The sequence below is a fragment of the Nocardia sp. IFM 10818 genome (assembly GCF_054655275.1).
The window spans coordinates 7,060,641-7,086,491 of record NZ_BAAHJH010000001.1 but is presented as its reverse complement, the minus strand read 5'-3'; the positions used below and the strand labels follow the sequence as shown (position 1 = coordinate 7,086,491).

The 25,851-nt window shown below is 69.1% G+C and carries 21 protein-coding genes; 12 read left to right on the top strand and 9 right to left on the bottom strand.

Translation table 11 applies throughout. The features are described from left to right. Positions 1–113 precede the first annotated feature (113 nt). Entirely contained in the window at positions 114–1,070 is a 957-nt protein-coding gene (locus tag ACYQ5L_RS32955; RefSeq protein WP_459962098.1) for a DUF6542 domain-containing protein, read from the bottom strand. Between the two features lie 71 nt (positions 1,071–1,141). After that, positions 1,142–2,296 (bottom strand): DNA recombination protein RmuC, encoded by a 1,155-nt coding sequence (locus ACYQ5L_RS32950; protein ID WP_459962097.1) that lies wholly within the window; start codon positions 2,294–2,296, stop codon positions 1,142–1,144. Positions 2,297–2,518: 222 nt separating this feature from the next. Between ACYQ5L_RS32950 and ACYQ5L_RS32945 the strand changes: the two genes are divergently transcribed. The 3 genes from ACYQ5L_RS32945 (at position 2,519) to ACYQ5L_RS32935 (ending at position 8,188) form a co-directional block, all read left to right on the top strand. Next, a complete protein-coding gene (locus ACYQ5L_RS32945) occupies positions 2,519–3,721 on the top strand; it encodes an exonuclease SbcCD subunit D (protein ID WP_459962095.1) in 1,203 nt (400 codons plus the stop codon). A gap of 88 nt (positions 3,722–3,809) precedes the next feature. After that, positions 3,810–7,280, top strand: a complete 3,471-nt coding sequence (locus tag ACYQ5L_RS32940; protein WP_459962094.1) for an AAA family ATPase — start codon at positions 3,810–3,812, stop codon at positions 7,278–7,280. Between the two features lie 104 nt (positions 7,281–7,384). Continuing rightward, positions 7,385–8,188: an alpha/beta fold hydrolase gene (locus tag ACYQ5L_RS32935; protein WP_379197621.1), complete on the top strand. Its 804-nt coding sequence runs from the start codon at positions 7,385–7,387 to the stop codon at positions 8,186–8,188. Here the strand turns inward: ACYQ5L_RS32935 and ACYQ5L_RS32930 are convergent. The 3 genes from ACYQ5L_RS32930 to ACYQ5L_RS32920 all read right to left on the bottom strand — a co-directional run bounded on the left by ACYQ5L_RS32930 (position 8,185) and on the right by ACYQ5L_RS32920 (position 10,728). Next, positions 8,185–8,931 (bottom strand): helix-turn-helix domain-containing protein, encoded by a 747-nt coding sequence (locus tag ACYQ5L_RS32930; protein WP_459962093.1) that lies wholly within the window; start codon positions 8,929–8,931, stop codon positions 8,185–8,187. The genes ACYQ5L_RS32935 and ACYQ5L_RS32930 overlap by 4 nt on opposite strands. Before the next feature lie 273 nt (positions 8,932–9,204). Continuing rightward, complete coding sequence (locus ACYQ5L_RS32925; protein WP_459962092.1) at positions 9,205–9,729, bottom strand: DinB family protein; 525 nt, start codon at positions 9,727–9,729, stop codon at positions 9,205–9,207. Between the two features lie 72 nt (positions 9,730–9,801). Next, positions 9,802–10,728 carry a hypothetical protein gene (locus ACYQ5L_RS32920; RefSeq protein WP_459962091.1) on the bottom strand — a complete coding sequence of 309 codons (927 nt, stop codon included), beginning with the start codon at positions 10,726–10,728 and terminating at the stop codon, positions 9,802–9,804. Positions 10,729–10,993: 265 nt separating this feature from the next. Here ACYQ5L_RS32920 and ACYQ5L_RS32915 point away from each other — a divergent pair, with 265 nt between their 5' ends. The 3 genes from ACYQ5L_RS32915 (at position 10,994) to ACYQ5L_RS32905 (ending at position 13,835) form a co-directional block, all read left to right on the top strand. After that, positions 10,994–12,607 (top strand): hypothetical protein, encoded by a 1,614-nt coding sequence (locus ACYQ5L_RS32915; RefSeq protein ID WP_459962090.1) that lies wholly within the window; start codon positions 10,994–10,996, stop codon positions 12,605–12,607. A gap of 86 nt (positions 12,608–12,693) precedes the next feature. Beyond that, positions 12,694–13,353, top strand: a complete 660-nt coding sequence (locus ACYQ5L_RS32910) for an SRPBCC family protein (RefSeq protein WP_459962089.1) — start codon at positions 12,694–12,696, stop codon at positions 13,351–13,353. Beyond that, on the top strand, positions 13,353–13,835 hold the full coding sequence (locus ACYQ5L_RS32905; RefSeq protein ID WP_459962088.1) for an ArsR/SmtB family transcription factor: 483 nt from the start codon (positions 13,353–13,355) through the stop codon (positions 13,833–13,835). The genes ACYQ5L_RS32910 and ACYQ5L_RS32905 overlap by 1 nt, the downstream gene beginning before the upstream one ends. Positions 13,836–13,839: 4 nt before the next feature. Here ACYQ5L_RS32905 and ACYQ5L_RS32900 read toward each other — a convergent pair whose 3' ends face one another. The 4 genes from ACYQ5L_RS32900 to ACYQ5L_RS32885 form a co-directional block, all read right to left on the bottom strand. Continuing rightward, on the bottom strand, positions 13,840–14,346 hold the full coding sequence (locus ACYQ5L_RS32900) for a methylated-DNA--[protein]-cysteine S-methyltransferase (protein ID WP_459963620.1): 507 nt from the start codon (positions 14,344–14,346) through the stop codon (positions 13,840–13,842). A 74-nt stretch (positions 14,347–14,420) separates the two neighbouring features. Beyond that, positions 14,421–15,983, bottom strand: a complete 1,563-nt coding sequence (locus ACYQ5L_RS32895) for a DNA-3-methyladenine glycosylase 2 family protein (protein WP_459962087.1) — start codon at positions 15,981–15,983, stop codon at positions 14,421–14,423. A gap of 80 nt (positions 15,984–16,063) precedes the next feature. Then, a complete protein-coding gene (locus ACYQ5L_RS32890) occupies positions 16,064–16,303 on the bottom strand; it encodes a YbdD/YjiX family protein (protein WP_459962086.1) in 240 nt (79 codons plus the stop codon). A 14-nt stretch (positions 16,304–16,317) separates the two neighbouring features. Further along, the gene (locus tag ACYQ5L_RS32885; protein ID WP_459962085.1) at positions 16,318–18,702 is read right to left on the bottom strand and encodes a carbon starvation CstA family protein; all 2,385 of its coding nucleotides are present in this window, start codon (positions 18,700–18,702) and stop codon (positions 16,318–16,320) included. A 320-nt stretch (positions 18,703–19,022) separates the two neighbouring features. Between ACYQ5L_RS32885 and ACYQ5L_RS32880 the strand changes: the two genes are divergently transcribed. The 6 genes from ACYQ5L_RS32880 (at position 19,023) to ACYQ5L_RS32855 (ending at position 25,771) form a co-directional block, all read left to right on the top strand. Then, on the top strand, positions 19,023–20,339 hold the full coding sequence (locus tag ACYQ5L_RS32880; protein WP_459962084.1) for an ABC transporter substrate-binding protein: 1,317 nt from the start codon (positions 19,023–19,025) through the stop codon (positions 20,337–20,339). Positions 20,340–20,545: 206 nt separating this feature from the next. Further along, the gene (locus ACYQ5L_RS32875; RefSeq protein ID WP_459962083.1) at positions 20,546–21,397 is read left to right on the top strand and encodes a carbohydrate ABC transporter permease; all 852 of its coding nucleotides are present in this window, start codon (positions 20,546–20,548) and stop codon (positions 21,395–21,397) included. Next, positions 21,394–22,218, top strand: a complete 825-nt coding sequence (locus ACYQ5L_RS32870; RefSeq protein WP_459962082.1) for a carbohydrate ABC transporter permease — start codon at positions 21,394–21,396, stop codon at positions 22,216–22,218. Before ACYQ5L_RS32875 ends, ACYQ5L_RS32870 begins: the two co-directional genes overlap by 4 nt. Before the next feature lie 7 nt (positions 22,219–22,225). After that, complete coding sequence (locus tag ACYQ5L_RS32865) at positions 22,226–22,798, top strand: HAD domain-containing protein (RefSeq protein WP_459962081.1); 573 nt, start codon at positions 22,226–22,228, stop codon at positions 22,796–22,798. A gap of 84 nt (positions 22,799–22,882) precedes the next feature. Beyond that, positions 22,883–24,121, top strand: coding sequence for an SGNH/GDSL hydrolase family protein (locus tag ACYQ5L_RS32860; protein WP_459962080.1), 1,239 nt, complete (start codon positions 22,883–22,885; stop codon positions 24,119–24,121). A 111-nt stretch (positions 24,122–24,232) separates the two neighbouring features. Then, the gene (locus ACYQ5L_RS32855; protein ID WP_459962079.1) at positions 24,233–25,771 is read left to right on the top strand and encodes a serine/threonine-protein kinase; all 1,539 of its coding nucleotides are present in this window, start codon (positions 24,233–24,235) and stop codon (positions 25,769–25,771) included. The last annotated feature ends 80 nt before the right edge of the window (positions 25,772–25,851 follow it).

Sequence of the window (25,851 nt, the reverse complement as noted above, 5' to 3'; positions counted from 1 at the left end):
CACAGCGTCGAACGCTGACACAGACGCCCGGTGTGGATTCCACACCGGGCGTCTGCGTTTTCGATGGGTTCGGGGGCGAAGCCCCCGAGAGCCCCCGAGAGGTGGGGAAACCCTCAGCGCTCGATGCGGCCGGAATCGCGTTCGCGGTAGCGAACATTCGGACGCGGGTGCGGCGGTACGTCGTTATTGGGGTTGCGGCGGCGGCGGGCCTCGGGGGCCTGCGCGGCCGGGTTGGCCCCGGCGGCGCGGCGATCGGCCGGGGGCTTGCGGTCGGTGGCGGGCTGGCGGGCCGCGGCTTTGCGATCGGGGGTGGCGCGCCGATCGGCGGGGTTGCGCTTGCGCTCACCGGCTTGGCGCGCGGCGGCCGGGTTGGCTCCGGCGGGCTTGCGGCCCTGGCGGTCGGCGGGCTTGCCCACGCGGGGCGGACGGTCGGCGGTGCGACCGGCGGGGCGGCGGGAAGGGGCCGCGGCCGGTTCGGCGGCAATGCTGTCGTCGTGCTCCGGGTCCGAACGGAAGCGTCGTCTGGCGGGGTCCTTGGAGTCGGCCGGACGGGTGCGCTGGGCGCGCGCGGCGCGGGCGGGACGGGCGGTGCGGGTGCGGGGCTTGCGTAGCTCTCCGGATGAGCCGTCCTGTTCGCGGCGATGCAGATAGATCCGGACCGCGCCGATAATGAGCACCAGGACGGTGGCCAGGGCCATGGTGGGGAAGCGGTTCACCAGCGGGATGGCCAGATTCAGCAGGATGTTCTTCAGCTCGAGGCCGCCGGAGCTGCCGAGCATTTGCTGATAGGCCAGCGGCACCGAGACGAACAGCAGCAGCGGGGGCAGCACCATGGTGGTGAAAAGGCCCCTGTACCGGACGGCCAGTACGGCCAGGACGCAACCGAGCACATACAGCGCCGCGAACGTACCGGTCAGCTCGCTTCCGCCGCGAGCGTCAATGAAGAATCCGATGAAAGTGCAGGTCACCGCAATCAGCACCGCCGCACCGGCGGGCACGCCGGGGATGGACGGCACGATCGAACGGTGCGACGGGGGCACCTCGGCTCGCTCGCTTTGGGTTACTGCCACGTCAAGCACACTAAGGCATGAAGGTATTTCGCGAGGGAGGCGACATCACGCGGGTATCCCGGGCCGCCTCCTCAGCGCGGATCGGACTCGGCGAAACCGACGGCTCGCGGCCAGGAATCCACCCGGTGGATCTCGGGCACCGGGGCGTCCGCTATCTCCAGGTCGTGGAGTTTGCGGGCGGTCACCATGACGCGGGACTCCACCGAGGACACGGTGTGGTTGAAGGCGTCCACGGCCTTGCCGAGCTGAGCGCCGAGCCGGTCGAGATGGCGGCCGGTGGTGCCGAGGCGGGTGTAGAGCTCGCGGCCCAGCTGCTGGATGACGGCCATATCGGCGGTGAGGGCCTCCTGCCGCCAGCCCAGGGCGACGGTGCGCAGCAGCGCCATGAGGGTGGTGGGGGTCGCCAGCACCACATTCTTGGCAAAGGCGTATTCGAGCAGCCCGGAGTCGGTGCCGAGGGCGGCGTCCAGGAAGGGGTCGCCGGGGACGAACAGCACCACGAATTCGGGGGAGGGGTCGAAGGCGGCCCAATACTCCTTGGCGGCCAGTTGATCCACGTGATTGCGGAGGTGTTTGGCGTGCCGGGCCAGGTGGCCGTCGCGTTCGCGGGGTTCCTCGGTGGCGGCGGCGTCCAGGTAGGCGGTGCACGGGACCTTGGCGTCGACGACGATCTGCCGCCCGCCCGCCAGCCGCACCACGAGATCCGGGCGGACCACGCCGTCGGGTGCGCCGGGCGCCGCGCCGCGCCGGGTGACCTGGGTGTCGAAATCGCAGTGCCGGGTCATGCCCGCCAGTTCGACGACCCGCTCCAATTGGATCTCCCCCCAGCGGCCGCGCACCTGCGGGGCGCGCAGCGCGGCCACCAATTGCCCGGTCTGCGTGGACAGCTGGTGCGACATGCGCTGCATGCCCGCAACCTGTTCGCGCAGGCCGGAATACGCGTTGATGCGGTTGTGCTCGACCTCCTGGATGTGCCGGTTGAGGGTGCCGACCGCTTCGCGCAGCGGTTCCATCATCGCGCCGAGGGCGTGCGATTGCCGCCGCGCCGCATCCTCGCTCGCCGCGCCCAGCGACTGCCGCAGTAACCGCTCGTTATCGCGCATGGCGGCCAGCCGCGCCTCGGCCACGGCCGCGCGCTGACCCGCCCGCGCGGCATGACCCAGCCAGCCGAGGGCCAGCCCCGAGATGAACACCAACAGCAGCGCAAACAGCATCGGTGCGGTCATGGGTGCAGATAGTGCCCCATCACACCGACAAGTTGTGTCAATCGGGCAACCGCTCGGCATCTTCGGTCCGGAATGTGTGCTTGCCCGCAGCGATTCACGCTGCGGCTTCCCGTGATTCGCATCGCCGCCGACAGCGACACGCCAGCAAGGCATCGGCGCATTTCCGACGAACCGCCCAGGGCAGTGTGAATTTGTCGGACGGATCGCCTACGGTCTCGGGACATGCGCATCCTGCACACCTCCGACTGGCATATCGGGCGCACCTTCCATGGCGTCGATCTGCTGGCCGACCAGGAGTGTTCGCTGCGGGCCATCGCCGAGTTGGTGACCGCGGAGAAGGTGGATGCGGTGGTGCTGCCCGGGGACGTGTACGACCGGTCCATTCCGAGCGCGGATGCGATCGCGGTCTGCAATCGGGGTTTCGAGGCGATTCGCGCGGCGGGGGCAACCATCGTCGCAACCTCCGGCAACCATGATTCGCCGACGCGGCTGGGGGCGCTGGCGAGTTTCGCGGCGGCGGGCGGACTGCATCTGCGCTGCGCCATCGCGGATGTGGCCAAGCCGGTGCTGCTCTCGGACGGGCACGGCGAGGTGGCCTGCTACGGCATTCCGTATCTGGAGCCGGATATCACGCGCGCGGAACTGGGCGTGCCGCAGGCGCGTTCGCATGCCGAGATCCTGGACGCGGCCATGGGGTTGATTCGCGCCGATCTCGCCCGGCGGCCGGGCACGCGATCGGTGGTGCTGGCGCACGCCTTCGTGGTGGGCGGGGAGGCCACCGGGTCGGAGCGGTCGATCTCGGTGGGCGGGGTCGAGACCGTGCCGCTGGCCGCCTTCGACGGCATGGACTATGTGGCGCTCGGGCATCTGCATTCGCCGCAGACGCTGTCGGAGTCGGTGCGGTACTCCGGATCGCCGCTGCCGTACTCGTTCGGGGAGCGGTCGCATCGCAAGGCGGTGTGGATCGTGGAGCTGGACGGGAGCGGACTGTCGTCGGTGGAGCGGCGCGAGCTGCCGGTGGTGCGCGGGCTCAGCCAGCTCGACGGGACCCTCGACGAGCTGCTCGAGGCGCCCGAGTTCGCCGCGGCCGAGGATCATTACGTGTCGGCGACGCTCACCGACGGAGCGCGGCCGGTCGATGCGCTGCGCCGGCTGCGCCAGCGCTTCCCGCATGCCGTGCACGTGGAATGGGTTCGGCCCGAGGGCAATCCGGAACTGCGGTACCGGGAGCGGGTGCACGGGCGGCGCGATACCGAGATCGCGCAGAGCTTTCTCACCGATGTGCGGGGCGCGCCGACGGCCGGGGAGATGACCTGGCTCGAGCGCGCGCTGGCCGCGGCCGTCCGGGAGCAGGACGGGCCGGCGCGGGTTTCCGCCGGCGCCGCAGTGGAATCGGGCGAATCCGCCACCGAGCTATCCGCATGAGCGGTGTTCACCGCGACGCCTCGGCGTGTCCTGGGGGCGTGCGCGCGGCAAGAGTTGTTGGATGGTGTTCGGCGGAAGGGGGCGCGGCGTGCGGCTGCATCGACTGGAACTGACCGCCTTCGGCCCGTTCGCCGAGACCACGGTGGTGGATTTCGACGAGCTCGGGGCCGACGGCCTGTTCCTGCTGCACGGGCAGACCGGGGCGGGCAAGACCACCATCCTCGACGCCATCGCCTTCGCGCTCTACGGCAGCGTGCCCGGGGCGCGCGGGGAGAGCAAGCGCCTGCACTCCGATCACGCCGATGAGCAGACCCCGCCGCGCGTGTCGCTGGAGGCCACCATCGGCGGCCGCCGCCTGCGCCTGATCCGCACCCCGGAATTCCAGCGCCCGAGCAAGCGCGCCAAATCCGGCTGGGTCAAAGAGAACGCGTCCGCCACCCTGGAATGGCTCGACGGCCGCGGGCAGCACCTGTCCCGCATCCCCGATATCGGTGACGAGGTCATCCGCCTGCTCGGCATGAGCGCCGACCAGTTCTTCCAGGTCGTTCTCCTGCCCCAGGGCGATTTCGCCCGCTTCCTGCGCGCCGACAACGAGGACCGCGAGAAACTCCTCGAAAAGCTCTTCGACACCGAACGTTTCGGCACCGCTGAACAGTGGCTGCTCGACAAACGCCGTGCCTCCCACGCCGACCTGGAGTCCCGCAAGGACAGCATCGACCGCCTCATCGCCGGTGTGGCCCAGGAAGCCGGCCTCGCCGTCACCGAGACCGTCGGCATTGCCGAAGCGGTCGACTGGTCGCAAACCCTGCTCGCCACCGCCCGCACCGAGCTCGCCACCGCCACAACCGCACTCGAATCCCGCCAGGCCGAGGCCGCCACGGCCCTCGCCGCCGCCGAGGACCAGCGCCGCCTGCACGACCTGCACCGCCGCCTCGCGGCGGCGCGCGACCAATTGGCCGACCACGCCGCCACCGCGGACCGCCGCGCTGCGGTGCAGACCGAACTCGACCGCGCCCGCCGCGCCGAACCGGTCGCCGCCGCCCTGAAAGAGGCCCGCGCCGCCGCGGTAGCCCTCCGCCGCCGCGACGAGGCCGCCTCCCGTACCGCCGAACAGCTGGCCACCCGCCTGCTCGAGCCCGCCAGCGCCGAATTGCCCGGAACATTCTGGGCCGCAAGCGACCTGGCCTCCGGCGAACTCGCGGGCACCGACCTCGGAGACGAGCTGGAGGCGCTCGAGCCCCCGCCGGCCGAGCCGTCGCCGGCGAGGGAGGCTCGCGCGACTCCGCCCGGAGCCGGAGGGGCGTCCCTCTTCGGCGACGAGGCCGCACACGATGGAGAACTGCCGATCGGCGCGGTCGGCGGCCACGGTGGATCCGCCGACGATGGGCTGATCAGTGCCACCGGCGACCATGGCGCGCCGGCTGCGGATGCGCTGTTCGATATCGGCGGGGCCGAAGGTCCCGCGCGGGGGGTGTTGTCCGGCCCGAACGTGAGCGGCGCACCGGGATCGTTGCGTGCCGCGGATGCGCGCGGCAGTGCGCCGGCCGCCTCGGATCGGCTCGGCGCCTCGGAACATACGCGGGATGCGGAGCCGTCCGCTGGGCTGCATGCGGCCATCGAGCGGTGGACTGTGCAGCTGGGTGCGCTGGATGAGGTACGCGCGGACGCGGAGTCGGCCACGGTGCTGTCGGCGGAGCTGCGCAGGTTGCGGCAGGAACAGGCCGAATTGTCAGGGCGCGCCGAGAAATTGGCGCGGCAGCGGGACGAATTGCCCGAATCGATTGCCGGGGTGGAGGCGCGGCTGCGGGAAGCCACCGATGCGGCGGCCGGGTTGCCGGTGCTCGCGGCGGAGTGCGAGCGCTTGCGGACCGCTGCGCGGTCTGCGCTCGAACTGGATACGCGGCGAACGGAATTGGAGCAGGCGCGGGCAGCCTTCGAGGCGGCGCGGATGACGCACCTGGATGCCCGGGAGCACACGCTCGAACTGCGGGAGCGGCGGCTGGCGGGCATGGCCGCCGAGCTCGCGGGGGCACTGGTGGCGGGTGTGCCCTGCACGGTGTGCGGTTCTCCGGAGCATCCGGCACCGGCGAAGGCTTCCGGCGCGGCGGTGTCCACAGCCGCCGAGGAGAAGGCGGCCGCCGCCGAGCGTGCGGCCGAGACCGCTAGGGAGAAGGCCGGAACGCGGGTCACCGACCTGGAACGTGCCATCGAACTGCTCGTCGAACGCGGCGGCGACGCCGACCGTGCACAGCTGGCCGCCGATCTGCAGGCCGCGACCGAACGCCATGAGCAGTCCCGCCGATCCGCCACCGCCGTGGACGCGCTGACCGCCGAACTCGCCCGCCTGCGTGCCGACGAGACACGCCTGCACAATGAGCTTCGCGACTGTGAAAGCCGCAGCAGCGCGACGACGGAACGGATCATCGCCGCCGACCGCCGGCTGGCCGAGCTCACCGAGCGGTTGCAGACCGCGGCGGGGACCGACGGCACCGTCGAGCGCCGCCACGCCCGGCTGCGCTCGCTGATCGCGGACGCCACCGAGCTGCGCACCGCCCGCACCGATGCCGCGACCGCTCGCGACCACGTGGCCACCGCCGCCCTTCGGGTCGAAACCCTCTCTCGCGAAGCCGGTTTGGTCGACTCCGCGCTGCCGGTCCTGCGCGCCGACGGCACCGGCCCCGACTACGCCGTGCTCGCCGACTATGCCCGCATCGTCGATGCCGCCTCCCGCACGCCGCAGCAGCAGGCGGACCTGGAAGACGAACTGGTCACGGCCGACCGCACCCGCGCGCACGCCGAAGCAGTGCTGGCCGAACCCGACGTCCGGGCCGCGGCAGCACGCGCACCCGGCGATCTCGGCCAGCTGGAATCAGCTGTGGCACAGGCACAATCGCTCCTCAACGCGGCCGTAGCCGCCCACGCCGGGGCAACCCGTCGCGTGGAGCAACTGGAGAACCTGTGCGGCCAGCTCTGGGCCGCGGTCGACCGCATCGCCCCCCTGCTGCGCGCCCATGACGAACTGGCCCGACTCGCCGATGTCGTGGCGGGTCGCGGTGAGAACAACCGCAAAATGTCCCTGCGCTCCTACGTGCTGGCCGCCCGCCTGGAAGAGGTGGCCCTGGCGGGCTCCGTGCGCCTGCGCCGCATGTCCGGCGGCCGCTACGAACTCGTCCACTCCGACGCGGCGGGCCGCTACGGCCGTCGCGGCGGCCTCGGCCTCGACATCCGCGACGACTACACCGGCGCGATCCGCCCCGCCAAAACCCTCTCCGGCGGCGAAACCTTCATGGCCTCACTGGCTTTGGCGCTCGGCCTGGCCGACGTGGTCGCCGCCGAATCCGGCGGCCTCGTCCTCGACACCCTCTTCATCGACGAGGGCTTCGGCTCCCTCGACGCCGACACCCTCGACGCCGTCATGGGCGTCCTGGACGAACTCCGCTCCGGCGGCCGCGTAGTAGGCGTAGTCAGCCACGTCGACGAAATGCGCCAGCGCATCCCCAGCCGTCTCCACGTAATCCGCACCCGCACCGGCTCCCACCTCGAGACCACGGTCGCCTGAGCGTCGTCCGCCGACACCCTGACTAGAACGCGTTCCTGTTATGGTCGGGCCAGTGTTGCACGCGCGTGTTCGGCGCGCCCGGAAACCCTAGGGAGGGAACCTCCATGCCGTTCGTGACCACCAGTGACGGAGCCGAGATCCACTATCTGGACACCGGCGGCGACGGACCCGCCGTCCTGCTGGTCCACGACATTCTCCTCGACGCCACCCAGTGGCGGCCACAGCTGGAATCACTGGCTCCCGACTATCGGGTCATCGCCGTCGACACCCGCGGCCATGGCGAAACCTCCGATCCCGGTACACCATTCGACTATTCTCGCCTGGCCCGCGACTGCTGGGCCGTGGCCGACGAGCTCGGGCTCGAGAAGATCGTTCTGGGCGGACTGTTCCACGGCGGTATCGTCGCCCTCTGGGCGGCCTGGCTCGCCCCCGCTCGGGTTCGCGGCCTCGTTCTCATCGGCACTCGCGCCGACGCCTACGGTCCCGAGGAATACGCCGGATACAAGTCGATCCTGCTGAAGCAGTGGGTCCTCGGCTCTCAGCCGCTCGACGAGATAACCCGCATGATCGCGGCGCAGATGATCGGCGGTGACAACGAGCGCCATCGCCACTACTGGCTGGAAAAGTGGGCCGCTTCGGATCGCCTGCGCCTCGAGCAGGCCATCATCGCCCTGCTCGAACGCGAGGGCATCGAGGACAAGATCCACGAAATCACCGCTCCCGCACTGCTTCTGCACGGCGCGGGCGATGTGGTCTACACCGGCTACCGCATGCGGGCGCTGGCCGGGCAATTGGGCGGACCGACCCGCGTCGAATCCATCGACGCCGACAGCGCCACCCACGCCGTCACCTGGACCCACCCGGAGATCACCGACCCCCTGATCCGGGAATTCCTCGACACTCTCTAGCCGGGGATTGCGAGGTTCAGCACCAATTCGCTGTCCTCCACCCGCATATCCACCAGGCGCAGTAGCGTTTCCGCGCCAGCACCGTCGTCCCCACCGTATGGGTCCCACACCCGCCGGTGGGGATCGGGACGGCGCTCGTACACCACATTTGAACTCCACCAGTGCCGGAATGTCGCGTACGGCCGCAGGGTTGCGAGGATCTCCTCCGCCACGCGGTGATGCCTGGGGACGGCGGCGTAGTGCCGGAATCGTCCCACCGCCATTTCCGCCTCCCACTCCCAATTGGGCGTGACCCGCTTGGCTACCGGATCGGCGAACAACCACATCAGCAGGCTCGGGGCGGTACTCAGACCGGGCCAGGTCCGCCGGAACGCGTCATTGGACGCGACGACGCGCCAATGCTTCCAGAATGCCGCCGGATGCTCGATGGCCGACAACACCGCCGTCAGGTGCGCATCGGACAGGTCCTCGCCCGCCATCGGCAGCGTGCTCTCCGCCAGCAGATACAGGTGCCGCCGTTCACTTTCGGTCAACCGCAGCAACTCTGCCAGCTTCGCCAGGATCTTCTCCGAAGGCACCTTGCTGTTCTGCTCGATCGCGGCCAGATAGCCGGGTGCGCACGGGATGCGTTCGGCCAGCTCCTGCTGGGTGCGCCAGCCGGCGCGCGGCCGTCGTGTCCGCACGAAATCGCCCAGCGTCGGAATCGAGACCTCGTCCGCGCCCATCACCTGAAGCCCACGCATCTGCGCACCGTATCAGCCTCGTGCACAGTCTGTTTCAACTCGGAGCGACCGATCGCGTGGCGACCGCACCTGACTGGAAGTAGTGCCCGGCGCCGCCCCATCTCACCCGGGGTAGCGGATGATCTTGCGGCGGTTCGGGCCACGTTGCTTGTATGTGAGAACACATCATTTCGGCATCGGCGCAACCCTTTCCGTGCGCCGGTGGCGGTGGTGTGAGGAGGGGAACCTTCGGGGGTGGACCCAGTCAACGGTGACTGGATCCACCGCCGGGCGTCATGGTTTCCCGGCCGCGCGCAAGAGTCGCAGCTGGCCGATTTCGCTGGCGTTCTTCATCAGTTCGGCGTTCACCCAGGCGAGGGTGTGGGCGACGGTCATCTCGGGGTCGTCCGGCCAGGGGAAAGGGGCGGGGGCGTCGAGGGTGGTGTCGTCGAGCTGGTCCAGCAGTTGTGTCCAGTCCTTGTGCAGGCCGTGCAGCCAATCGATAGCGGAATCGGGACCCGGCCAGGTGGTTTCGGTGCGGTCGCGTGGGGTGCGGCCGTGCAAGTGGTCGAGGGTGACGCTCCACCACCATCCGATATGCCAGCTGATCCAGCCGATGGTGGGTACCGGGATCGGGTCCGGCTCGGTGTCGGCCCAGTCCGGAGCCCAGTCGCCGGCCGGGTTCCGGTGCATTGTCCAGTGCAAAGCCGAAGGCTCCCAGAGGAAGTCGTCGAGGTGCAGGCGCTCCAGGTGGTACTCGAACAGCGACCAGACCAGATCGAACTGCCAGCGCAGCAGTGCGCTTCGTGAGGCAACCATGGGTCGCATCCTGGTGTGCGCGCCTGAGTGGGACAAACGATTTACCGTCCGACACGTTCGAATCGGCGACGGCTAGCGGCCCTCGAGTGCGGTCCGCAGCTCGTCGTAGGTTGATGCCAGCGTGTGCAGTGTGTCGGCCGCGCCGGCATCGTCGCCGACGACCAGGGCGTACTGGAGGGAGCCGACGAGGCGGGCCTGTTCGGTGGCGATGGTTGCCGCGGCGGTGTGGCCCACCGAGTGCAGGCAGGTGGCCGCGTCGGCGAGCCGCCGGGTGCCGACTCGGACGGCGAAGTGAACGAGATGCTCGCGCAACTGCTGATCGCAACCGGATCCCACCCGCGCCGCGAGCGCCCGCGCGGCGTCTCCGTTGCCGAGGCTGCCCGGCAGCAGATCGGTGACGTCCTTGCCGCTGAGCCGGTCGATCGCGCGGGGGAGCGCGCCGACGACGGCTGCTTTCGGGTCCACCGGGGTGTGGCGAACGAAGTTGGTGCGCAGGGTGAACGGCCGGCCGTAGTCGAGCGTGTCGGCCTGCCACGCGGCGGTGAACTCGCTCACCGGAATACGCGCATACGGATACCCCTGCGGATCGTGGACTGTCACCCATTCGGCGTCCAGCGCGAGCACGATGAGAAAGTGATCGGCGCCGATCGGCCCCGTCATCCCCGGCTGATACCGCAGCTGTCCCATCTCGAGAGGCCCGACCATGACCGGCCCCTCGGCCACCGCCGATCGGAGCCGCTCGAGCGCACCGCGGGCATCCTCATCACTACTGGTCGTCGCGGTCCACCCGAGCAACTCCAGCGCCTCGCCGATCCCGATATCCGGATTCCACCCGAACGCATCAAAGAACGGCAGCTCGCCATTTGGCAATTGCATGCCGAACGGACTGCCGGTCACCGTCTCGATAACCGCCACATCGGGCGCGTCCGCGCCGAACATCATCGCCAGGCAATTGGCATAGCAGTACGGCCCGGAACCGCGGTAGGAAATGTCTCTCACCCCACCAGCCTGGCATTTTTCCCGGGAAAACGCACAAATCAATTGGGCGACAGGAATTTTGAATTCCTGAAATCGCATTGCCGCAGCGTGCGGAGGATCACGGGCGCGTGTTCGCTGTGTTCGACACGACCGATGTGAGCGCCCTCGCAATGGCTCGAGCACGGGCGCGGGGGCGATAGCGTCGAATCCGTTGCGCGTGATCCCTAGGTGAAGGTTGGTTGCGGTGGGTGCTGGGCGGGCTGTGGTGACGGTTGCTGTCGGAGCGATGGTGCTCGGTGTCGGGGCGGGTCCCGCCCGGGCCGATGAAGCGCATGTCGACGGTCCGCTCGGCAGTTGTGAGCAGTTGGCGCTGCCCGGACCGGTCGGGCCGCCTTTGTCGACGTACTCGGCGCCGAATCCGGGTGCGGGGCTGATGTCGCTCGCTGTGGCGGAGCCGGAAGTGCAGCAGCGGTTGCCGAAACAGGTCGATCTGCGGTCCGAGCGCACCGGTTTCAATGACCAGTGGTCCTTCGCCGCGGACGGTGGGCAGTTGTATGTCGCCGCACCCGACGGTGATTCGACCTGGCATCGCGCGTGGCTGCCCACCTGCCTGCGCGGCGTCGTCGACACCATCTCCGTCGACGGCAATATGCTCATGGCGACCGACCGCACCGGCCGCCTGTACACCATGGCCAATGCCGCCCACGGCCCCGACACCTGGGCGTGGACCTCCCGCTTCGGCGCACCGCTCTGGTTCAGCCCGTTCGGCCAGCGGATCCGCGCCAGCTCCCCCGCCTGGAGCCTGTCCTGGCTGGACAACCGGATTCCGTCCCTGATCCCCGCCAACAGCCCGGGTTTCTGGGACCAGAACGGCTTCTGGTTCGATTCGGCCGGCAACCGCCAGCCCGTCGGCGGCGCGGGCGTCACCACCGCCTATGTGCTGAGCCCGCAAGGCAATCGGATCACCATCCTGGACCCGTGGCTCCCCGGCGGCGACCTCGCCGCCCCCGACGACTACTCCTACGAACTCGCCACTCCCGAACACGGCCGCTTCGAAGCCGTCAACCTCAGCGCCGCCGGCTCCACCACCTTCCTCATCAACAAATACGGCGACATGTACACCCGCCTCTGGGATTTCGACATCTCCGGCGCCGACTCGGTCTTCTTCCGCTACAGCTACCGCGACCAATCCGGAAAGCCCGCCGCCCCCAACGTAAATCTGGCCGTCGTCGACAATTTCACCAACCAGAACTACGCCGCCTACCAACTCCCCGCCCCGAATTGGCTGCGCCAGCCCAAAATCCCCGGCGAAATAACCTCCGCCATCAGCATCCACCAAACCGGTGGCGACTCCACCGACCGCGAACTCCGCGTCGAAGGCCGCAATGCCGCCCGAACCGGCTACTGGCACAAACCGATCGACCCCACCGCCGCCTGGCGGTTCACCCCCACCGACCACCCCCTCTCGGCCCCCGCCCTCGACAACCGCCCCGGCGACCACACCGCCGAAACCCTGGCCGCCCCAACAGGACTCAACTATGCATACACAGACCCCTCCGGCTGGACCCTCGAAACCCGCGACTTCGACTACGCCGCCTCCCCCGCCCCTCTCCGCCTCTGCGCCGAAAACGCCTGCCTGGACCTGAATCTGGAGCTGGTCGACGGCCTACGCTCCTTCCGCACCCCCGACGGCCTCACAGCCCCGCGCACCTACACCGGCGCGATCACCATCCCCCAAGAAACCCTGGACAGCCTGGCGACCGCTCCCGCCCCTCTCGTCCGAGCGATCCAGCTGCTCACCGACACCACCCCGCTCCGCGAAATCACCGCCACCGCCTCTCTGGGTGACCTCACCATCCACCTCCCCACCGGCCCCCTCGCTCTCCGCCGCCAACCCTGATCCGACCTGGCCATTTGCCGCCGGTCGTTGCCGGTGCGGTGCAGGCGTGCTTCAATATAAGTAAAAACTTATTTAAGGAGGATGAGATGGCGGTCGTTATCGAGCCTGCTGAGGCTGCCGGGCTGGTGGTTCGGGAGGTGCGGACCGGGGTTCGGGATGGGGTGGCTACGCGGATTGCGGTGGCTCGGCGGAGTTATGCGACGGATCGGGCGGATCTGTGGGATGCGCTGACCGATGCGGAGCGGATTCCGCGGTGGTTTCTGCCGGTGAGTGGGGAGTTGAAGGTGGGTGGGCGGTATCAGTTGGAGGGGAACGCGGGTGGGGTGGTGGAGGAGTGTGAGGCGCCGGAGCGGTTCGCGCTCACATGGGAGATGGGGGAACAGATTTCGTGGGTGTCGGTGACACTCAGGGCGGAAGGGGAGGGGACGCAGCTGGAGTTGGTGCACGAGGCGCATGTGGATCCGGCGTTCGCGGAGCAGTTCGGGCCGGGGGCGGTCGGGGTGGGGTGGGATCTGGCGCTGGCGGTGGGGCTCGGCGTGCATATCGAGACCGGGGCGGCGGTGGATCCGGCGGAGGGGATGGCGTTTCCGCTGACGCCGGCGGGGAAGGAGTTCGTGCGGCTGGCCGCGCTGGGGTGGGCGGAGGCGGCCATTCGGGATGGGGACGAGCCGGAGGCGGCGCGGGCGGCCGCGGAGCGGACGGTGCGGTTCTACACCGTGGAGCCCGAGGACGGTTCGGCCTGCTGATGGGGTCCGGTCCGGAGAAGATCTTCGAGGCGTTGGGCGATCCCGTTCGCCGGTACGTGCTCGAACTGCTGGTCGGCGAGGAACAGCCGGCCAGTGCGATTGTCGCTGCGGTGCAGGGGCATACGCGGATTTCCCAGCCCGGCGTTTCCCAGCATTTGAAGGTGCTGCGGGACGCCGGGCTGGTGAGCGTGCGCGCGGAGGGGACGCGCCGGTTCTATGCGCTCGACGCCGCGAGCCTGGCGGCGGCGCAGGCGTGGCTGGCGCACCTGACCGACCCGCTGCACCGGTTCGCACAGCCGCTGGACGCGCTCGCCACCGAGGTCGCCCGCGGCAAGCGCGCACGGCGTGCGGCCGAATCGGATGCGGCCGAGGCGGACCGGCGTGCGATCGAGCCCGATCCTCGTGCGGCCGAACCGGGTCGGCGGACAGCCGAGCCCGGTCCGGTGGCCGACGAACCGGGCAAGGATGTCCGGCCCGCGTGAACGCCTAGTCGCCGGTGGTGTCCTCGTGGTCGAGCAGCCAGCGCTTGATCGGCAGGCCCCAGCGGAAGCCGCCGAGGGATCCGTCGGTGCGGATGACGCGGTGGCAGGGGACGAACAGGGCCGCCGCATTGCGGGCGCAGGCATTGGCCGCGGCGCGGGTGGCGGCGGGGCGGCCCGAGACGATGGCGAAATCGGTGTAGGTGACCGGCTCGCCGGCCGGGATCTTGCGCAGCACCTCCCAGGCGTGGACCAGGAAGGGGCCGGAAACCTGGCGTACCGCAATCGAATCAATGGCCAGGATGTCACCGGCGTGGTAGTCCTCGATGGCCTTCGACACCACGCCCAGCGAATCCCGTTGGCGCAGTTCGGCAGGACGCAGGGTGGGATGGATCAGGCCGCGCAGATTCTCGGCGTCGGCGGTCCAGCCGGAGGCCAGGACCGCGCCGTCGCGGTCGACCAGGGCGGTGAACGGGCCGGCGGGGGTGGACAGGGTGGCGTAATCGGCGGTCATGGTCGCCTTTCGGGTTGTCGCGATGCGGGAGGCGGCGCTGCCTGCGGTGGTGAGTTCGGTTGGCGCGGTGGCGATCACAGCGGGGTCCTCGCTGTGCGGCCGGTGGTGACGCCAGTGCCGGCCGGGCCCGGATTTGCCAGGGCGTGCTTCCACAGGTGCATGGTCAGATAGGACCGCCAGGGGGCGAAGCGGGCGGTCTCGGTCAGGTCGATGCCGAGCAGGGCCGCGCCGCGGCGAACCACCAGATCGGTGTGCAGCAGGGTGTCGGGATCGGCCAGCAGGCGCATGGTCACGTAGTCGGCGGTCCACGGGCCGACGCCGTCCAGCGCCAGCAGATCGCGGCGCAGGTCGGCGGCGGTGCGGCCGGCGTGCAGGACGAGATCGCCGGTGGCGATGGCGCGTGCCGCGGCGACAATGGCCTCGGTGCGGCGGATCGGTCCGCTGAGCACCTCGGCGCCGCGTTCGGCAATGGTTTCGGGGGTGGGGAACAGGTGCGGGACCGGGCCCGGGATGGCTTCGCCGAGCGCCTGCACCAGCCGGGAGGTGTGCGTATTGGCGGCCGCGACCGAGATCTGCTGACCGATCATGGTGCGCAGCAACAGTTCCGGGCCGTCCAGGCAGCCGGGCACCCGGATGCCGGACGGCAGGATGGTGCCGGGACCCGCCGGTCCCAGCGCGGCGCCGTCGCGGGCGGGGCCGGAGCCGTTGCCGGACGGGTTCAGCGCCGCACCGGCCATTCCGGCCGCCAGCGCCTCGTCGATGCCGACGGGATCGGCATCCAGGTCGAGGAAATGCCGCAGTCGCGCGACAGTCGGTGCGAGATCCCGCATATCGTGCAGCGAGAGTGTGGCGCGCACATGGCCCGGCTGAACCGATAGTCGAATCGTGGTGTGGCCGTGCGGGGTTCGCAGGCTCCGGGTGAACACCCCGTCCTCCCACAGCTCCAGCCCGGGCGCCGTGTGCGAGGCGAGGAACCATTCCAGCCAGGACTTGTCCATCGGCTCGCGGTATGGAAGCCGCAGTGTCAGAAGACCATTGGTGGAAGGCAGGGTATCGCCGTTGCGGCGCCGCGATTCCTCGCGCAGCGTCGTCGGGCTGACCGCGAAGACCTCGCGCACCGTGTCGTTGAACTGCCGGATGCTGGCGAAGCCGGCGGCGAACGCGATATCCGACATGGGCAGCCGGGTGGTCTGGATGAGCAGCCGCGCGGTATGGGCGCGGTGGGCGCGGGCCAGGGCCAGCGGCCCGGCGCCCAGTTCGCTGGTCAGCACGCGGGTCAGTTGTCGTTGGGAGTAGCCGAGGGTATCGGCCAGGGCGGGCACGCCGCCGCGTTCGATGACGCCGTCGGCGATCAGGCGCATGGCCCGGGCGGCCAGGTCGGCGCGGGTGTTCCAGAGAGGGGAGCCGGGAGCCGCATCGGGCAGGCAGCGGCGGCAGGCGCGGAAGCCCGATTGCTGGGCCGCCGCGGCGGTAGGTAGGAAGGTGACATTGACGCGTTTCGGCGTGATCGCCGGACACGAAGGGCGGCAATAGATTCCGGTTGTGCGCACCGCGGTGAAGAATTGCCCGTCGAACCGGGCATCCCGGGTTGCCACGGCGCGGTAGCAACTCTCGAAATCCAGATCGTTCGCACTCACATAGACCACCATCGCAGTCGGCGGCCCTCCGTGCTAGCGGAAATCCGCCATCACAACCAGCGGAAAACAGACAATCGCGCTCAACAGCAGCGATTGGCCGGATTGCGGTCGGCGGCATCGTGCCGCTGCCGCCAGTATTCGCCCTCGCTCGGCAGCTCCCGCTCCGGATGATGCAGCCGCTGATGCTGCACGTAGCGCCGGTAGTCGTTGCCGCCCAGGATCGAGTTGAACCACCAGAGGAGGGCGCGCACGGCCCGGATGATGGCGCGCCCCGCCGACCGCAGGGGTGTCGCGGTCGGCGGGGCGGTCTGTTCGGTCATCACTGGCTATTGAACTACTTCTTCGTCAGGACGACATCGGCATCCGGCTCATTGCCGCCGCCGTGCCCGCCGCCGTGTCCGGCGGCGCCGGGCGCGCGCACCTTGCCCGAGGCGATGAGCTCGTCCCATTCCTTCTGGATGTCCTTCTCCGCCTTGGTGGCGAGGAAGGAGCTCGGGCCGAAGATCTTCGACGGCTCCTCCGGCGATTCGGTGGTCTCACTGCCGCCCCGGCGGAAGGCGTTCACGCACACCACCACGCCGACGATGGCCACCACCAGCACCAGCACCGCGAAGATGATCGACAGCGTGCCCTGGATGAAGGTGTTGCGGACGATCTTCTCCAGGTCGCCGATGGCCTTGTCCAGTGCGGCCGGATCCTTCACACCGGTGGGCAGCTGCCCGGCGTCGCGGGCGGCCTCATAGGCGGCCAGCTTGTCCTTGTTCTTGAAGTGCGAGGTCCAGTAGCCGATCTTCACGTCACCGGAGAAGATCTTCTGCCAGGACGCCGTCATGGTCACCGTGAGATCCCAGAACAGCGGCAGCGCCGGAATCCAGGCCCACTTGTACAGGCCCTTCTTCACCACGATCACCAGCACCACGGTCAGCGCGACCGCGGCCAGCAGCTGGTTGGAGATGCCGAACAGCGGATACAGCGTGTAGATGCCGCCCAGCGGATCGGTGACGCCCATCAGCAGCACCGAACCCCAGGCCGCCACCACGATGCCCGAGCACAGCCAGGCGCCGGGTCGCCACGAGGCGTCCTTGAACTTGGCGAACGGGCCGCCCAGATTGCCCAGCGAATCCGACACCATGAAGCGCGCGACACGGGTGCCGGCGTCGATGGTGGTGAGGATGAACAGCGCCTCGAACATGATCGCGAAGTGATACCAGAACGCCTTCATGCTTGCGCCGCCGAGGAACTCGCTCAGCACCTGCGACATGCCGACCGCGAGCGTGGGCGCGCCGCCGGTGAGGGAGACGATCTTCTTCTCGCCGATCTCGGCCGCGGCCTGATTCAGCTGGTCGGCGGTGATCGGCTCACCTTTGAGGCCCAGGCTGTTCACATAGGTGACCGCGCCGTCCACGGTATTGCCGGTGAGCGCGCCGCTGGCGTTCATGGAGAAGTACAGGTGCTGGTCGATGATGCTCGCGGTGACCATGGCCATGACCGCCACGAACGACTCCATGAGCATGCCGCCGTAGCCGATCATGCGGGCCTGCGACTGCTTCTCCAGCAGCTTCGGGGTGGTGCCCGAGGACACCAGCGAGTGGAAGCCCGACAGCGCGCCACACGCGATGGTGATGAACAGGAACGGGAACAGGCTGCCCGCGAACGCCGGGCCGCTGCTGTTGGACGCGAACTGCGATACCGCGGGGGCCTGCAGCACCGGCATGGTGATGAGAATGCCCACCGCCAGCAGCACGATGGTGCCGATCTTCATGAAGGTCGACAGGTAGTCGCGCGGGGCGAGCAGCAGCCACACCGGCAGCACCGAGGCGATGAAGCCGTAGGCGATGAGCAGCCACGCGATGGTGGTGCCCGACAGCGTGAACCAGTCCTGGCCCCAACCGGATTCGGCCACCCAGTTGCCGGAGACAATGGCCAGCAGCAGCAGCGCGAAACCGATGATCGACACCTCGCCGACCTTGCCCGGTCGGATGAAGCGCAGGTAGACGCCCATGAACAGGGCGATCGGAATGGTCATGGCAATGGAGAACACGCCCCACGGGCTGCCGCCCTCGAGCAGGCCGGTGGCGGGGTTCTTGGTGGCCGCCAGCGCGTTCACGACGACGATGCCGAGCACCGCCAGCAGGATCATCATGATGACCAGGACCGCGACGATGGCGGCGATACCGCCGACCACGCCCAGTTCGTCCCGCGCCATCTGGCCGAGCGAGCGGCCGCGGCGCTTGGACGAGGCCCACAGCACCAGGTAGTCCTGCACCGCGCCGGCGAATACCACGCCGAGGATGATCCAGATGGTGCCGGGCAGATAGCCCATCTGCGCGGCGAGCACGGGGCCGACCAGCGGGCCCGCGCCGGCAATGGCGGCGAAGTGGTGGCCGAACAGGACTCGCCGGTCCATCGGCATGTAGTCCTTGCCGTTCTCCATGGCCTCGGCCGGAGTGGCGACGTCGTCGCGCGGCTTGGTGATCTTCCATTGGATGAGCCGGGCGTAGAACTGATACGCCAGCACGTAGGTGGCGACGGCCGCGACCACGATCCACACCGCGTTCACTTCCTCGCCGCGGACGAACGCGAGGATGGACCACGCGATCGCGCCGACAATGGCGATGACGAGGAAGATGCCCTTCTTGGCGGGCGTCATGGGCGTCCGGTCCACGACGCCCACCGGAGGTAGGTTCGGGTCCGTCCGGAGATACTCGATGGTCGCCATGCGACAACTCTCCCTGCGGTACAGCGGTTCTGACTGGATTGAACGTAGCGGAACCGAAACGGGCTCGAGCCGGCTTTGGCCCAGTCGTATCCAAGGTTCCGTACCGCTGGGTATGGGTGACCCGGCGTTCTCACGACCGGGCGGCGAGGGTGGTGCGGTCCGGCCATGTGCTGGCGAGTCCGCGTGTTTTCCGCTTGTCGCTGGTAGCCATGCGTATGCTGCCATGCTGGTTCGAGACCTGCGTCACAGGGGTCCCGCATATCGAGTCATGCAGTCCACATGCTGAAACTCAGAGGAGACCGCTATGAACCGCCCGCCGCGTGGCCGCTAGGGCGCGCTTCGACCGGCGCACGGCGCTGCGCGCGGCCGCGGTACTGCCGCTCGCCGCCGCCGCGGGCTGCACCGGAGCCGATGACGATGCGGTCACCTTCTTCTTCCAGGCGCGGCCGGAGGAGGCCAAGGCGCGGCAGCTGATCATCGACGAATTCCACCGGCGGCGACCGGATATCAGGATTCGCACGATCCTCTCCGGGCCGGATCCCCTGCAGCAGATGCTCACCTACTGCGCGGGCGGGAAATGCCCGGACGTGCTGATGGCGTGGGAATTGCTGTACGCCGGGCTCGCCGAGCGCGGGGTGTACGCCGACCTGAACGAATTCCTCGATCGGGATCCCGGGTACGCGGCCGGGCTGCGCGCCGACGGGTACGCGACGCTGCGGGACACCTTTGTCTGGAGAGGTGGGCAGTACGTGCTCCCGGAGCAGTGGTCCGGGGTGTTCCTCTACTACAACCGGGCGCTGTTCGAGGAAGCCGGGATCCGCCCGCCCGCCCGCTGGTCGGAAGCCTGGACCTTCGCCGAATTCCTCACCGCCGCACAGGCGCTCACCCGCCGCGACTCCGACGGGCGGATCCGGCGATACGGTTTCGTGGACGCCTGGGTGCCGTACTTCTCGGCCGCCTGCTTCGGCATGAACAATGGCGCGGAATGGTTCAGTCCGCCGGTGCGGCCGGACCGCACCAATATCGGCGACCCGCGCTTCGCCGCCGGTCTCCAGTTCTACGCCGACCTCGCCGTCCGCCACCGCGTCGCGCCCAGCGTCGGTGACCGGCAATCGGTTTCGGCGCAGGACCTGTTCCGCAGCGGGCGTGCGGCCATGCTCATGGGCGGGCATTGGCTGTACTCGGAATTCACCGGCCACGACGACCTGGACTTCGACGTCACCGTCCTCCCGGTCGGGCCGCACGGCGGACCCGGCGCCATCACCGACGTGGGCAGCACCGGCCTGGCCATCGCCGCCGCCAGCCCGCGCCGCGAACAAGCGTGGGAATTCGTGAAATTCGCGACCGGACCGGAGGGGCAGGCGATCATCGCCGAATCGGGGCTGTTCGTGCCGGTCCTGAAATCCGCCATGCACTCACCGGGATTCGCGAAGGCGCACCGGGGCATCCGCAACCTCGACGTGTTCACCGAAGGTCCCGCGCACTCGCGCCGGATGGCCGTCACCCCGCTGTGGGGCAAGGTCGAATCGCTGCTGGAGCGCGGCTGCAATCGTGTACTGCGCGGTGCGGCGACGGCCGATTCGCTGGCGGGCCGGACAGCGTCGGATATCGACGAACTCCTGCGGTCCGCTGTATGACAGGAGATTCCTGCGGGCTGGGGACCGCCGGGGGCGAAACGAGCACCCCTCGTCATTCCGGCGTGCTTTTGGCCGGAATCCAGCAAGCCGGTGTGGATCCCGGCCAAGAGCATGCCGGGATGACGGGCGGGGCTGCCGCGGAGGGGGCGACGGGCGGGGGTGCTGCGAAGGGATCTACGCTGCGGCGCCGCAGGGCGCGGGCCGGGATGGGGTTCGTAGCCCCGAATCTGCTCGCCGTGGTGGTGTTCCTGCTTTTCCCGCTGGGGTTTTCGCTGTATCTCAGCTTCCACACGTGGGATCTGTTCAGCCCACCGCGGTTCATCGGCATCGAGAACTATCGGCGGTTGGTGGCCGATGATCCGTTGTTCTATATCGCGTTGCGGAATACGGCGGTGTTCACCGTGCTCACGCTGGTGCCGACGGTGGTGATCAGTCTGGCGGTGGCGGGGCTGTTGAATCGGAAGCTGGCCGGGATCGGGGTGTTTCGCACGATCGTGTTCCTGCCGTTGGTGGCCTCGACGGTGGCGATGGCGGTGGTGTTCCGGTTCATTCTCGCCAGTGACGACGGGCCGGCGAATCTGGTGCTCGGCTGGGTGGGGATCGGGCCGGTGCCGTGGTTGACCGATCCGGATTGGGCGCTGGTGTCGCTGAGCATGGTGACGGTGTGGAAGAGCGTGCCTTTCGCCACCGTGATTCTGCTGGCGGCCATGCAGGGGGTGCCGGAGAACCTGTACGAGGCGGCCGAGATCGACGGGGCGGGGGCGGTGCGGCGGTTCTGGTCGATCACCGTGCCGATGATCCGGGGTGCGCTGTCGTTCGTCTTCGTCATCACGATCATCAACACGGTGCAGGCCTTCGATCAGGCGTTCGCGCTGACCGGCGCCAATGGCGGGCCGGAGACGGGGACCTATGTGCTGGGGATCATGCTGTTCCAGAACGCCTTCCGCTTCTACGAGGTCGGGTACGCCTCGGCGCTGGCGTGGGTGATCTTCGCGATCCTGCTGCTTCTCACGCTGATTCAGCTGCGGGTTTCGCGCCGTGCGGAGGCGGAACTGTGAATCGCCGTCTGCTGCGGGGCCTGCTGATATACGCCGCGCTGACGGTCGTCGCCTGGTGCGCGCTCGCGCCGCTGCTGTGGTCGCTGTCGGGTTCACTGAAATCCGCAGGCGCCCTGACCGATCCCGCGCCCATTCCGATCCCGCCGCGGTGGTCGAACTACGGCGAGGTCTTCGAGCTCATGCCCATCGGCCGCATGCTGCTCAACACCACCGTCTACGCCGCCTGCGTCACCGCCGGCCAGGTCTTCTTCTGCTCGCTGGCCGGATACGCCTTCGCCCGCCTGCGTTTTCCCGGCCGCGACGCCCTCTTCCTCGGCTACCTGGCCACCCTCATGGTCCCGCTCACCGTCACCGTCATCCCGCAATTCCTGCTCATGCGCGCGCTCGGCTGGATGGACACCCCCTGGGCCATGATCGTGCCCGGCCTGTTCGGCAGCGCCTTCGGCACCTACCTCATGCGCCAGTTCTTCCGCACCCTCCCGGTCGAACTGGAGGAGGCCGCCACCCTCGACGGCTGCACCCCGTGGCAGATCTATTGGCGCGTCCTGCTCCCGCACACCCGCCCCGCCGTCATGGTGCTGGCGGTTCTCACCTGGATCACCGTCTGGAACGACTTCCTCTGGCCGCTGATCATGATCCAGCGCAACGAATACGCCACCGTCACCCTCGGATTGGTCCGGCTGCAAGGCCAATACACCACCAACTGGCCCATTCTCATGGCGGCGGCCACCCTCATCCTGCTGCCCCTGCTGCTCATCTACGCCATCGCCCAGCGCGCATTCGTCCGCGGTATCGCCATGTCCGGCCTCGGCGGCCGATAGTGGAGGCATGGAAACCGCAGGGCGGGCGGCGATCCTGCTGGATGTGGACGGACCGCTGAATCCGTATCGAGAAGGCGAGCGGCCGCGGCCGCCGGAATACCGGCGGCATCGCTTGCGCGCCAAGGTCGTCGCGGGCGTCGAAAGCAGAGCCGTGACCGTCTGGCTGCACCCCGAGCACGGCCGCTGGCTCCGCGACCTCGCCGCAGCGGGTGACGCCGACCTGGTGTGGGCGACCCTCTGGGAACACGAGGCCAACCGCCTGCTCTGCCCCATCTACGACTGGCCCGCACTGGAAGTGATCACCTTCGGCGACACCGTATTCCGCCACCAGGACGGCCACCACGGCAAGCTCCCCGCCATCGTCGAATGGGCGGGCCGCCGCCCCCTCTGCTGGTTCGACGACGAATTCCAGCCCGGCGACGAGGACTGGGCCCGCGACCGCACCGCCGCCGGCGCCCCCACCCGGATCATCCCCGTCGACCCCGCCACCGGCATCCAGCCCGAACACCTCGACCTGGCCCGCGATTTCCTCCAGCGCGTCCATCTGGTTCGAACCCGGCCACAGGAACCTCGGAACTGACCGGGAATTGATTGCGCATGCATAGAGTTACTGAAGTTCGGGTCGCCCGGCAGCGGGCGGCCCGAGTGATGAAGGGAACTGTTCATGCGCATCGTCACCGCGCTCACCGCGCTCGTCGCGGCATTGCTGTTCGCCGCCTGGGGAGCCGGCGCCGTACCGCCGTCCGGACCGGGATGGGAGGCCGTGTGGGCCACGGCGATTCAACGGCCGAGTGAGAGTTTCGCGCCGAACTGGTCCGAGGAGGGGTTCTCGAATCACACGGTGCGGCAGACGATCCGGGTGAGTGACGGCGGGCCGGTGCTGCGGCTGCGGTTGTCCAACGGGTACGGGGCACAGGCGGTGGAGGTCACCGGAGCGACCGTCGCGCGGTCCGCGGGCGGTGCGGCGATCCGGCCGGAGTCCTTGCAGCACTTGACCGTCGGGTTGAATCGATCGTTCCGGCTCGCGCCCGGGGCGGAGGTGGCCACCGATCCTGTCGTGCTGTCGGTCGCGCCGCTGGAAGAGTTGACCGTCACCCTCTATTTCGCGCAGCCCACGGGGCCCGCGACCTTTCACGCGCAGGCGCAGGGGACCACCTATCGCGCCGTCGGTGATCACCGTGCGGCTGTCACCGGTGGTGTGTTCACCGAGACCTCGACGTCCTGGTATTACCTGGCGGCGGTGGAAACCGCCGACCTGGCGCCTCGGGCCGGGGTGGCGCTCTTCGGTGATTCCATTACCGACGGCTACGGCTCCACCGCGGACGCGCGCAATACCTATCCCGATGAATTCTCCGAAATCCTTGCGAGCCAGCGGCAGTCGCGTCCGGTGCTGAACCTCGGCATCAGTGGCAATCGGGTGACCGTCGACTCGGCGTATTTCGGCGACAGCGCCGTGTCCCGTTTCCGCCGCGATGTCATCGATCAGCCGGGTGTGGGGACCGTGGTGATCCTGGAGGGGATCAACGACATCGGTCTCAGCGGGGCCGACATCCCGGTCGCCGCACCCTTCACCGTGGTGACGGCCGACGACCTCATCGCCGGTCACCGGCAGCTCATTGCCGAGGCCCGGAGCGCCGGACTGCGCGTCATCGGGACCACGCTGCTGCCCATGGGCGGATCGCCCTATTACAGCGCTGCCAATGAAGCGGTCCGGGAAGCCGTCAACGACTGGATCCGGACTTCCGGTGAATACGACGCCGTCGTGGATCTCGATGCCGCGCTGACCGATCCCGCCGATGCCGATCGGCTGAATCCCCGCTACGACGTGGGCGATCACCTGCATCCCAACGACGCGGGCTATGCCGCCATGGCCGCCGCCCTCGCCGCCGGCGTCACCCGCTAGCCGCCGCACGGCCGATCGCGACCCGCCCGAACCGGTTATGTTGTCCGGGGCGGGTCGCGATGTATCCGTCCCGGCCCGGGAAGCAATCGGTGTTGATGCGGGAGTAGGACAGTGCTGCGTAGCGGGGAGACCTTTGCCGACTATGTGATCGAACGAGAGTTGGGTCGCGGCGGGATGGGGTCGGTCTTCCTCGCACGCCATCCGCGGCTGCCGCGGCTGACGGCGCTCAAGGTGCTGAACCGGGAGCTGTTCTCCGATCACGAGAGCCGCGCCCGATTCGATCGGGAAGCCGAACTCATTGCGCGGCTGGACCATTCGAATATCGTGTCGATCTACGATCGCGGCGCGGTGGGGGAGCAGCTGTGGATCTCCATGCAGTACGTGGAAGGCCGCGATGCCGCCGCCGTGCCGAGTGCCGAGATGTCGGCCGAGCGGGCGGTCCGGATCATCGGCGAGGTGGCCGAGGCGCTCGATTACGCGCACGCCAAGGGCGTCATGCATCGCGATATCAAACCGGCCAACATCATGCTGGAGGAATCGGCCAATGGGCGGCCGGAACGGGTGCTGCTCACCGACTTCGGCATTGCCCGGCTGCGCGATGACGCCGGGCACCTGACGCGCACCGGAACCTTCACCGCCACACTGGCATACGCCTCGCCCGAACAGCTCTCCGGTGAGCGGCTCGATCCGCGCGCCGATCAGTATTCGCTGGCGTGCTCGCTGTTCCGGCTGTTCACCGGCGCCGGACCGTTCGAAGCCGAGCATCCGGGCGTGGTCATGCAGCGGCATCTGTACGACAGCCCGCCCTCGCTGAGCGCGGTGCGCCCGGATCTGCCGCCCGCCCTGGACCGGGTGCTGGCGCGGGCCATGGCCAAGCGGCCGCAGGACCGGTTCGGCACCTGTGCGGAATTCGCGGCCGCGGCGCGGCGGGCGCTGACCGATCCGGGCCGCCCGGAGACCGCGGCCACGGTGCCGCTGAACGGGGCCGGCACACCGCTGGTCGCGCCGACCAGGCAGAGGACCGCCGCCGCGCACCCGGCGGGGGCGGCGGCGCCGACCGTCGTCGCGGCGACGCCGAAGCGGTCCAGGACCAAGCTGTTCGCCGGTCTCGGCGCCGCCGCGCTGGTCGTGGTGGTGGCCGTCGGCGCGGCGCTGTACCTGAACCGCCCCGAACCCACACAGACGTCGGCGGGCACCCATGAATCGATCTGGGAGGCGTTCCCGCGCATGGTGCCGGTCGACACCGATCGCAAGGAAGGCTTCCGGGCGGCGTCCTGCAAGAGCTACGACCCGGCCGACCGGCCCTCCGATACCGCCGACGACGGCCTGGATTTCGGTCGCTGGACCGCGCAGTGGGAATGCGAGAGCGGCGGCGACTACAAGGACCCGACCTTCCGCTTCTACGCGTACAAATCCGCCGCCGACGTGGCGGCCGTTGTGGCGCTGCTGGATTCGAGCAAGAGGTTCGAGGCGAGCAACAATGGCCGGACCTACACCAACTACCGGGTCAAGTCCTACTGGGGCGAGGCGATCGTGACGGTCTTCCTGGACACCGACGATCGCGCGCCCTACCTCATGTATTCGCGTCCCAAGTCCTCGAGCACGCCGCAGGACATCATGGAGTGGTGGCGCAACACCAGGCTGGAGTGACCGCGCCGGGCCGGAGCGAGTGCGCCGGGCGGCATTGACCGAGCCGCGGGGCGGGCGGCGCCGCGGTCCGCGTAGAATCT